8 protein-coding genes and 1 other RNA gene are annotated in these 10,368 nt (G+C 31.2%); 2 read left to right on the top strand and 7 right to left on the bottom strand.

Features of this window, described 5'->3' with window-relative positions; translation table 11 throughout:
• Nucleotides 1-375: 375 nt before the first annotated feature.
• The 6 genes from AQ1689_RS11640 to AQ1689_RS11615 form a co-directional block, all read right to left on the bottom strand.
• Entirely contained in the window at nt 376-621 is a 246-nt protein-coding gene (locus AQ1689_RS11640) for a DUF6095 family protein (RefSeq protein ID WP_101914345.1), read from the bottom strand.
• A complete protein-coding gene (murQ, locus tag AQ1689_RS11635) occupies nt 614-1,441 on the bottom strand; it encodes an N-acetylmuramic acid 6-phosphate etherase (protein ID WP_101914346.1) in 828 nt (275 codons plus the stop codon). Before murQ ends, AQ1689_RS11640 begins: the two co-directional genes overlap by 8 nt.
• A gap of 195 nt (nt 1,442-1,636) precedes the next feature.
• The gene (gene rny, locus AQ1689_RS11630) at nt 1,637-3,244 is read right to left on the bottom strand and encodes a ribonuclease Y (protein WP_101914347.1); all 1,608 of its coding nucleotides are present in this window, start codon (nt 3,242-3,244) and stop codon (nt 1,637-1,639) included.
• A gap of 47 nt (nt 3,245-3,291) precedes the next feature.
• Nucleotides 3,292-3,401: non-coding RNA, 6S RNA (ssrS, locus tag AQ1689_RS11625), on the bottom strand.
• Between the two features lie 60 nt (nt 3,402-3,461).
• A complete protein-coding gene (locus AQ1689_RS11620) occupies nt 3,462-3,749 on the bottom strand; it encodes a cell division protein ZapA (protein ID WP_101914348.1) in 288 nt (95 codons plus the stop codon).
• Between the two features lie 12 nt (nt 3,750-3,761).
• On the bottom strand, nt 3,762-4,052 hold the full coding sequence (locus AQ1689_RS11615; protein WP_101956186.1) for a hypothetical protein: 291 nt from the start codon (nt 4,050-4,052) through the stop codon (nt 3,762-3,764).
• Nucleotides 4,053-4,201: 149 nt separating this feature from the next.
• Between AQ1689_RS11615 and AQ1689_RS11610 the strand changes: the two genes are divergently transcribed.
• Both AQ1689_RS11610 and AQ1689_RS11605 read left to right on the top strand, forming a co-directional pair.
• Nucleotides 4,202-5,893 carry a M23 family metallopeptidase gene (locus tag AQ1689_RS11610; protein WP_180947588.1) on the top strand — a complete coding sequence of 564 codons (1,692 nt, stop codon included), beginning with the start codon at nt 4,202-4,204 and terminating at the stop codon, nt 5,891-5,893.
• A gap of 22 nt (nt 5,894-5,915) precedes the next feature.
• The gene (locus tag AQ1689_RS11605) at nt 5,916-8,396 is read left to right on the top strand and encodes a TonB-dependent receptor (protein ID WP_101956185.1); all 2,481 of its coding nucleotides are present in this window, start codon (nt 5,916-5,918) and stop codon (nt 8,394-8,396) included.
• 75 nt (nt 8,397-8,471) lie between these two features.
• Here the strand turns inward: AQ1689_RS11605 and AQ1689_RS11600 are convergent, their stop codons facing one another.
• Nucleotides 8,472-10,316: a DUF349 domain-containing protein gene (locus AQ1689_RS11600; RefSeq protein WP_101956184.1), complete on the bottom strand. Its 1,845-nt coding sequence runs from the start codon at nt 10,314-10,316 to the stop codon at nt 8,472-8,474.
• Between the last annotated feature and the right edge of the window lie 52 nt (nt 10,317-10,368).

Here is a 10,368-nt window from a genome sequence, read left to right as displayed (position 1 = left end):
GAATTAAAATAGTATCGAGAATTTGAATTGTTTTCTTTTGATACTAAAAAAGTTCTCGATACATTTTTTTGAAGGAAAAAAACACTCGAACTGACAGTTATTTTGATAACCCTTGTCAATTCGAGTGATTTTAATGACTAAAAGGAATTAAAATAGTATCGAGAATTTGAACAGGATTATTCAATTTTAGTTAAAAAATAAAGTTTAATATACTAAATGCCTAGCCCCGATTGACGCTTTGTTTGAGCTCTTTTTTTGATTTTTCTTCAAAAAAAAGCGAGTGCGGAAAGCGGGAAATTGCTTCAAATAATTTTATCTAAAAAAAATATTCAAACCGACAGCCTTACTTTTTAAACAAGCTTATTGTAAAAACAACTAAACTCCTGAATTAAAAAGTGCATCTAAAAAGGTTTTTATAGTTCTAAAACCATAATATACCGTAAATAACAGTAAAAAAATACCGATAACCAATAAGGCATAGGCAATATATATTTTAGGGCTTTGGGTAAAAATACGCTGCGCTTTAAAGGCTAAACTCAATACAATTGGCGACACAATTAATAAGCCTAATAAAATTAAAAACTTTTTTACAACCACATCATTTGTTATTTTTTTAGTCATTTTCAGTGGTTTTTTTAAAATTTATAATAGCATTTCTAACATTTCCATATTTTTCTAGTAATACTGCCGCAAGGTTATTATTAATATGTAACTCAGCAATTAGCATTTTTTTAGCTCTTTCTACTAATTTTTTATTAGAAAGCTGCATATCAACCATTTTATTACCTTTTACCTTCCCTAACTGAATCATGCTTGCCGTAGAAAGCATATTTAGTACTAATTTTTGTGCTGTACCTGCTTTCATTCGAGAACTGCCCGTTAAAAACTCCGCTCCAACAACTACCTCAACAGGAAATTGCGCCGTTAACGCCAAAGGACTGTTTTTATTACAGGTAATACAGCCCGTAATTATTTGGTTTTCGTTGCATTTTTCAAGCGCCGAAATTACATAAGGTGTAGTCCCAGAAGCAGCAATACCAACAACAACATCGTTGGCGGTAATTTGTTTGTTTTGCAAATCTGCCCAACCTTGTTTGGTCGCATCTTCGGCATTTTCTACGGCTTTTCTAATAGCAATATCGCCACCAGCAATAAGCCCCACAACTAGGTTATGCCCAACACCAAAGGTAGGCGGACATTCGCTAGCATCTAAAATACCTAAACGCCCACTTGTGCCTGCGCCAATATAAAATAATCGCCCGCCTTGTTGTAATTTTAACACAATTTGTTCGGTTAATTTTTCAATTTGAGGCAAGGCTTTTTCAACAGCCAAAGGCACAGTTTTATCTTCGTTATTTATGTTTGATAATACTTCAGAAATACTCATTTTTTCTAAATTATCATACTTTGAGTTTTGTTCGGTTGTTTTGGTAAAATTCATGTTTCAAATTTAGTAATTATAAAGTTTTTATGCTGATAAATTTTTAGAATAATCAATTTAGATGTTTTCTTTTATTTAAAAAAATATTTTATAGCAGATAAAAGCAAAGCTTTTACATTAAACTACTTTTTAAACACAAAAAACCCGCATCGTAAATGCGGGTTTTTCAGTAAATTTCAATACAAATATTTTGTTTTATTTTGCTACGTTTACAGCTCTAGTTTCACGAATTACAGTCACTTTTACCTGCCCTGGGTAGGTCATATCATTTTGTATTTTTTGTGAAATATTAAATGATAATTCGGCTGCTTTGGTATCGTTTACTTTTGAACTTTCAACCATAACTCTTAATTCACGTCCTGCTTGAATAGCGTATGCTTTTTGTACACCTACAAAACCAAAAGCAATATCTTCTAAATCTTTTAAACGCTGAATATAAGAATCTAAAACCTGACGGCGCGCTCCTGGTCTTGCTCCTGAAATAGCATCACAAACCTGTACAATTGGCGATAACAAACTTTTCATTTCTATTTCATCATGATGCGCTCCAATTGCATTACAAACATCTGGTTTTTCGCCATATTTCTCAGCCCATTGCATCCCTAATAAAGCGTGTGGTAATTCACTTTCTGTTTCTGGCACTTTACCAATATCATGTAATAAACCAGCACGTTTAGCAGCTTTTGCATTTAAGCCCATTTCAGCCGCCATAATACCACAAAGATTTGCAACCTCACGAGAATGTTGTAGTAAATTTTGCCCATAAGAAGAACGGTATTTCATACGCCCAACAATTTTTATTAATTCAGGGTGTAATCCATGAATTCCTAAATCGATAACGGTACGTTTACCAACCTCTATAATTTCTTGACTAATTTGCTTTTCTGTTTTCTTAACAACCTCTTCAATTCTTGCTGGGTGAATACGCCCATCGGTTACTAATTTATGCATCGATAAACGAGCAATTTCTCTACGAATAGGATCAAAACACGATAAAATAATCGCCTCTGGTGTGTCATCAACAATAATTTCAACACCTGTTGCAGCTTCTAAAGCACGAATATTACGACCTTCACGCCCAATAATACGTCCTTTAACATCGTCAGACTCTAAATTAAATACCGACACACAATTTTCAACAGCCTGCTCTACTCCTACTCTTTGAATGGTTTTTAAAACAACTTTACGAGCTTCTTGCTGTGCAGTCATTTTTGATTCTTCAATAGTTGTTTGTACAAAAGACATCGCTTCTGATTTCGCTTCATCTTTTAATGATGATACTAGCTCGGTTTTAGCATCTTCTGCCGATAAGCCTGAAATTTGCTCTAGCATATCAACATGACGTTTGTGTACTTTTTCTACCTCGGCTTCTTTCTTTTCTAAAATTTCTATTTTATGTTCAAAATCAGCTTCTTTCTTTTCTAAAACCTGAATTTTAGAAGTAAAATCGGTAGCTTTATTCTCTACTGCTTTATTTAATTTTCTATTTTTATCTAATTCTGATGAAATTTGACTTTCTTTATCTCTAGTTCTTTTTTCTACATCAGAGATTTTCTTTTCTCTTGATAAAATTACTTTTTCATGCTCAGATTTTAGCTCAATAAACTTCTCTTTAGCTTGTAATATTTTATCTTTTTTTATTGAATCTGCTTCTATCTTAGCCGATTTAACAATGTTTTTTACTTCTTTATTTGTTTCTATAATTAGCTTATTTGCTTTAGATTTCTCTACTATTTTAGCTATAATAAAACCGATTGCTACCCCTATAATTCCTGCTAATACAGGAAATAAATTTCCATCCATAATTTTAATTTAATTGTATAAAAAAACCTACATTAATAAGGTTTTATAAACTCCGTAAAAACAGGTTTAGGACTAACTGGCTTGTCAAGGATCCGAAAATAAATTCGGCATGCTTTAAAAACCAAGACTCATCCTTTCTAAATAAATAGTGTTGAGTTTAATAAACAATGTACTAATGTAGGCAGTAATATTAATATATCTGTATTTTAAAAGAACGTTATAAATGTTTTTCTAACAAGTTAGCTAAATCATTTATTTTATTTATTACTTCAGTATTTTCTTTATCACTTGTTAAAGATACAATTTCTAATTTAGATGCAAATTGCAATGCGCACATTGCCAATACATCTTGCTTATCAGCTACTGCATAATTTTGTTCAAACTTAACAAGTAAATCATTAATGTTTTTTGCAGCAGTACGCATTCCTTGTTCTTCATCAGTGTTTTCAACACTTAAAGGATACGTTCGTCCTGCAATTACTACATTAACTTTTATTTTTGTCATGTTAAAGAACCTCTATGAATTTAAAAGACTAATACATTTATCAATTTCTCGAACTAAAGTATTTATTTTTTGCTTTGTTTCTTTTCTATTTTCGCTACTGCCTTGCATAGTTTTAACAACTTTAAGCAATTGATATTCTTCTTGCTTTATTTTTAATTCTTGCGTTTTCTCTTCTAATAAACCATATAGTTTCGCATGATTTTCACGTAAAACTTGGTTTTCTTCTTTTAAAAACTCATACTTATGTAATAAGTTTTTTAACTTATCTTCCAGTAAATAAATTGCTTCTAAAGGGGTACTCATTTATTTTTTTGAGAATAAAACTATACAGACAAAGTTATCATTATAGATTTTAAATAGCAACTCTTTTAGTACTTTTTAATAAAATACTGATTATTAACACTCTAAGTGTTTCGCTTATTTTTAGTATTTTTGTTTAAAACCCCACTGCTTTGAAATTTTATTTTTCTATTATTTTTTTACTGTTCTTTTACTCAGGAAACGCCCAACAGCAATACCCTAGAAACTATTTTTCAGCGCCTTTAAAAATTCCTATTATTTTATCGGGTACTTTTGGTGAACTTCGTAGCAATCACTTTCATTCAGGCATCGATATAAAAACACAAGGAAAACAAGGTATTGCTATTTATGCAGCGGCAAACGGCTATGTTTCTCGTATTAAAGTATCGCAATATGGTTTTGGAAAAGCTATTTATTTAGAACATCCTAACGGATATACTACCGTATATGCACATCTTCAAAAATTTGAACCTACTATTGAAAAATACGTTAAAAGCATTCAATATGAAAAGAAAAATTATCAAACAGGTAACTTGTTTACTCCACACGAACAGTTTCCTATAAAAAAAGGACAAATTATTGGTTATACTGGCGATACTGGCGGCTCTGGAGGTCCTCATTTACATTATGAAATTAGAGATACTAAAACCGAACATATTATAAATCCATTGTTATTTGGTATTACCCCAAAAGATGATACCGCTCCTACGATTCAAAAAATAATGGCGTATCCGTTAAATACGCAATCAAGGGTTAATAATTCTAGCTTAAAATCGGTATTATCATTTAAAAAAACTGCACCGAATAATTATATTAGTCAGCGAATTACCGCTAGTGGCGTTATTGGTTTTGGTGTAAGTGTTTTTGATAGATTAAATGGCGCTAGTAATAAAAACGGAATTTACAGCCTCGAAATGAAAGTAAACGGTAGCAGGGTTTATTATCATGATCTTGAAACTTTTTCATTTGCTGAAAGTAAATACATTAATTTATTGATTGATTACAAACACTATAAAACCTACAAAAATAGGGTTCAGAAAACACACAAAGTAAAAGCCAATAGATTAAATTTATATGAAGATTTGGTTAATAATGGTAAAATTACCATTAAAAATGGCGCTAGTTATAATGTAGAAATTATTGCTAAAGATATTAAACACAATACCACCACCATTAAAATACCTATTAAAGGTGTAAAAAGTAATTTAGTTTTTAAAGAAAAAGACAGTACAGCTTATAAAATAATTGCAAGTGATTTTCATAAATATACCCTTAAAAATGTAAGCATTGCCTTTCCTAAAAACACCTTTTATACTGATTGTTTTATTAATTTTTCTATTGATAATGATATTGTAAAAGTTCATAATAAAACTGTGCCGATAGATAAAAGATACACCTTAACTTTTAACACCTCTCTTTTAACTGATACTCAAAAAAAACAAGTTTATATTGCCAATGTTAGCAATATGAAGTACCCAAGATACGCTAACACAAAAAAGAAAACCAATAAAATATATACCTCAACCAAAGTTTTAGGAAGTTATAAATTACTTTTTGATAGCATAAAACCTACTATTAAATTATACAATTTTAAAAACCAACAATGGTTGTCGAAAAATAAGACGCTAAAAGTAAAAATTAAAGATAATCAGTCGGGCATTAAAAATTTCAATGCAACCATTGATGACCAATGGATTTTAATGCAATACAATCATAAAAAAGGATTGCTTACCTATAATTTTAATGATAAAAAACTAATTGGAAGCAAGCATATTTTTAAACTTGTTGTTTCTGATAATGTTGGTAATTTAAAAACACTTTCGGCAGTTTTCTATAAAAAGTAACCTTCATAAAAAATAAAAAACCTTGAAAAAAACACGCTTCTTAATCTTATTTTGTTCCTTGGTTTTCACCCAGGCTTTTGCACAAAAAACAGCCATTATACAAGGGACTTTAACGAATAAACTTAACATTCCTATTCAAGGAATTGCTATTTCTTATTTATCAAAAGGAACAACAACCGATGCTAACGGACAGTATAAAATTACCATTCCAATGCGCAAAACAGTGCGTGTTACCTTTAGCCATGTTACTTATAAAACCATTACTAAAAAATTTACCTCTCGAGGAAAAAAACTTTTTAACTACGCTCCTACTTTTTATTTTAAAAGCCAAGAATTAGAAGAAGTTGTTGTTAAAAACTACCGAAAACAAGCAAAAGGAATTAGCACAATTTCTACCAAAAAAGTTAAAAATATACTCGGTGCAAATGCAGGTGTTGAAAATATTTTGATGACACTTCCAGGGGTTAGCAATAACAACGAATTAAGTACACAATACAATGTTAGAGGCGGAAATTTTGATGAAAATCTTGTTTATGTAAACGGAATTGAAGTCTATCGACCGTTTTTAATTCGTTCGGGGCAACAGGAAGGTTTGAGTTTTATCAATCCGCAAATGGTGCAAAATATTAATTTTTCGGCAGGTGGTTTTCAAGCTAAATATGGCGATAAACTTTCTTCTGTTTTAGATATTAGCTACCGAAAACCTACAAAATTTGGCGCAAAAATAGCCTTGAGTTTACTAGGAGCAAGTTTTACTATAGAAGATACTTTTTTAAACAATAAATTAAGCGCCCTTATTGGCGTTCGGTATCGCGACAATAGTTTGTTTGTAAACAGTAAACAAGTTGCTGTAAATTTTAGCCCAACATTTACCGATGTTCAAAGTTTTTTATCGTACAAAGCAACTAAAAAACTAACCTTAAATTTTTTAAGTAATTTTTCGATAAATAAATACAAATACCAACCGCTAACCAGAAAAACACGTTTTGGAACACTTGCCAACCCGTTGGAATTAATAGTCTATTATCAAGGGCAGGAAAAAGACGAATTTAAAACCCTTTTTGGCGCTTTTTCTTCTGATTATCAAGTGAATGACGCCTTAAAAATAACAGGAACTATTTCAACTTTCAACACCCAAGAAGAAGAATATTTCGATATTGCTGCGGCTTACAAGCTAAGCGAAATTACAAAAGCCTCTGAAAACTCTGAAAACAATCAAAATTTTGAAGAAGTAACCTTTGCACAAGGGATTGGCTCGCAAATAAACCATGCCCGAAATGATTTAGATGCTTTAATTCGTACTATTGAATTTAAAGCGACTTTAAAAGATGGCAAAAATGAATGGAAAACAGGCGTGAAATTTCAAACAGAAAATATAAAAGACCGTATGAATGAATGGGAAATTATTGACTCGTTAGGTTTTAGTATTCGTCCGCCACATCATAGTACTAATATCCAACCCTATGAGCCTTTTACGGCAGCTATTGAACCTTTTAACAAAGTAAAATCAAAAAATAATATTGATATTAATCGCATTAGTAGTTTTTTACAATTTAGCCGAAAAACTACTTGGAAAAATCATCAAGTTTGGCTAAATATTGGCGTTCGTTCACATAATTGGAGCGTAAAAAATGCGGCTAAAAACACCATCAAAAATACTAGAAATCAAGTTACATTTAGCCCAAGAGCACAATTTGCCATTAAACCCGATTGGGGCAAAGACATGCTTTTTAGAGTTTCAGGAGGATGGTATTCTCAGCCGCCATCTTACAAAGAATTACGTGCTTACAACGGAAAAATTAATCCGAAGGTAAAAGCACAAAAAGCGATTCATTTTGTAGCAGCAAACGACTATAGTTTTAAGCTTTGGAAACGCCCTTTTAAATTAACAACCGAATTATATTACAAAAATTTAACCGATGTAAATGCCTATTCAGTCGATAATGTTCGGATTCGATACCGTGCCGATAACACAACAAAAGCCTACGCCTACGGATTGGATATTCGTTTAAATGGCGAGTTTGTACCAGGAAATGATAGCTGGGTGAGTTTCGGATATTTAAAAACCCAAGAAGACACCAATAACCAAGGCTATATTGCCCGACCAACCGATCAGCGTTTAAAATTTGGCGTATTATTTCAAGATTACGTACCTAATATCCCGAGCTTAAAAGCCTACTTAAATATTGTGTATAACACCGGATTACCTGGTGGTTCGCCTGCTTATACCGATGTTTATAAATACCAACATAGATTAAACGATTACAAACGTGCCGATGTTGGTATTTCTTATATTTTTACGGATATTTCAAAGAAAAAAAGTACTGGTTTTTTAGCAAACTTTAAAGAATTAACAGCAGGTTTAGAGTTATTCAATTTATTTGACATTCGCAATTCAATAACCAATACTTGGGTACGTGATGCGTATAGTAAACAGCAATACGGCATCCCCAATTACATGACCGGAAGAGTTTTAAACCTTAAAATTGGCATGCAATTTTAACGCATTATTTTTTAAAACAAAAAACTCGAATCGTATAGGATTCGAGTTTTTTTTATGTTTAATTAAAAATTAAATCTAGTAATCTAATTTTTTGATATAATTTAATTTTGCTTTCCAAACATCTAATTGATCTTTAAATTCTTGGATTCCTTTACGAACATTTAAAACCAAAGGATTGTCAGGTTTTGCATTAGAAAAGAACCCTAAGTTATTTTCTAATTGTTGCATTTCACGAACAGTTTCATCTATTTTTTTACGGATAAAATATTGTTCGTTGTCTAATTTTTTAAAGTCTTTTTGAGATAAATACGTATCAATAGAATTTTTAAACTTCATCAGCTCGATGTCGCTTTTACTCATATTTAAGTTTCCTAAATGCGCATCAACAGCTTTGTTGAATTTTTCATCTAAATGACGTGCATTTCTTGGTAAAAAACCTAAAGCTCTCCACTGTGAAATACGCTCCTGAATGTTTTCTAAGGTTAAGTTTTCAGATGCTTTTAATTGCTCTATAAACTCTTTTTTAGCAACAACAAGTTCTAATTGCTCTTTATTTTGCTCATTCTTTTGAGCGTGTAATCTATCAAAATAGAAATTACAAGCATCTTTAAAACGCTTCCAAATATCGTCAGAAAATTTTCTTGGCACATGACCAATTTTTTTCCAATCAGATTGAATACGCTTCATCGTATTGGTTGCCTCTTCCCAATCATCGCTATCTTTTATACTTTCGGCAAGTTCTATTAACGAAATTTTACTTTTTAAATTGTCGTTTTGAGTACTTTTTTCTGCCTTATAAAAAACATTTTTTGAGCTGTTAAATTTTTTGGTCGCATTTTTAAATTGTTGCCAAACAGCTTCACTTTTATTATAAGGTAATTTTCCGATGTCAAAGTATTTTTTACGTAGTTTTTCAAGTTCTACAATACTTTTTTGCCAATCGTTGTGTGAGTTATTAGCGGAAGTATCAAAAGCATTTATTTCTTCAATAACCACTAACTTTGCATCAATCATTTCTTGATATTTAGATTTTAATTCTCTAAAATATTGATGGCGCTTATCGTGTATTTTTTTAGTAGCTTCGCTAAATTTACCCCAAACATCTTCTCTATGTTCTTTACCTACAGGCCCTATTTCTTCTTTCCAAATACGGTGTAAATCTTGTAAATCTTTAAAGGCTACGTTTACATCAGCAACTTCATTTAAAGCCTCTGCATGGGTAATTATTTTTAATTTTTCTTCTAAATTATGTTTAAAATCTAGCTCTCTAAAATCTTTATTTAAGTCTAATAAGTCATAAAAACGCTCTACATGATGATGGTAAATTTTCCAAGTATCATTGTATTTTGTTTTTGGTACAGGTCCAATAGTTCGCCATTTCTTTTGAATTTCCTGGAAATCATTATACATTGTTTTTCCATCAGCTTTTTCAATCAATGTTTTTAACGCATCAATTAAAACATTTCTACTATCTAAATTTTCTTTTAGCTGATTTTCTAACTTCGCATAATGAGCATCTCTTTTTGCTTTGTAATCGCCTAATAATTTGTTGTATTCTGCTTTAATAGGGCTTGAAAACTGAAAATCAATAGTATTTCCACCTTCCGCTAAAAACACTGCCTTTTTTTGTGCAACTAAATCACCAAATTTAGCATTAAAAGCATTTTTAATCGCATCAATATTGGTTTTTAATTGCTGTATTTGATAGCCGTCTAACAACTTACTTAATTCCGCTACCAAAGTACTTAACTCCATTGTAGCGTAATCTAGCATTGGTATTTCATGCTTTTCATCAACTTTTTCAGCTTCATTAGCTACCTCACTCTCTACTGCGTTTACTGCATTTTCTGTTGCTACTTGCACCTGAGTAACTTGTTCAGCAATTGATTCTTGTAATTCTTTTTCGTTATTTTCTAACATATCTACAATGTTTAAGTTCCTTGATTATTTATTTTATAAATATACGGATTCT

Source organism: Tenacibaculum finnmarkense (genome assembly GCF_900239185.1).
Lineage (GTDB): Bacteria > Bacteroidota > Bacteroidia > Flavobacteriales > Flavobacteriaceae > Polaribacter > Polaribacter finnmarkensis.
The sequence above is the reverse complement of the archived record's forward strand: the minus strand, read 5'-3'. Positions and strand labels throughout refer to the sequence as shown.

Bases quoted from the DNA above. Each gene is read 5' to 3' on its own strand.
- AQ1689_RS11640 (WP_101914345.1), bottom strand. From the start codon at position 621: ATGACTAAAAAAATAACAAATGATGTGGTTGTAAAAAAGTTTTTAATT.
- murQ (WP_101914346.1), bottom strand. From the start codon at position 1,441: ATGAATTTTACCAAAACAACCGAACAAAACTCAAAGTATGATAATTTA.
- rny (WP_101914347.1), bottom strand. From the start codon at position 3,244: ATGGATGGAAATTTATTTCCTGTATTAGCAGGAATTATAGGGGTAGCA.
- AQ1689_RS11620 (WP_101914348.1), bottom strand. From the start codon at position 3,749: ATGACAAAAATAAAAGTTAATGTAGTAATTGCAGGACGAACGTATCCT.
- AQ1689_RS11615 (WP_101956186.1), bottom strand. From the start codon at position 4,052: ATGAGTACCCCTTTAGAAGCAATTTATTTACTGGAAGATAAGTTAAAA.
- AQ1689_RS11600 (WP_101956184.1), bottom strand. From the start codon at position 10,316: ATGTTAGAAAATAACGAAAAAGAATTACAAGAATCAATTGCTGAACAA.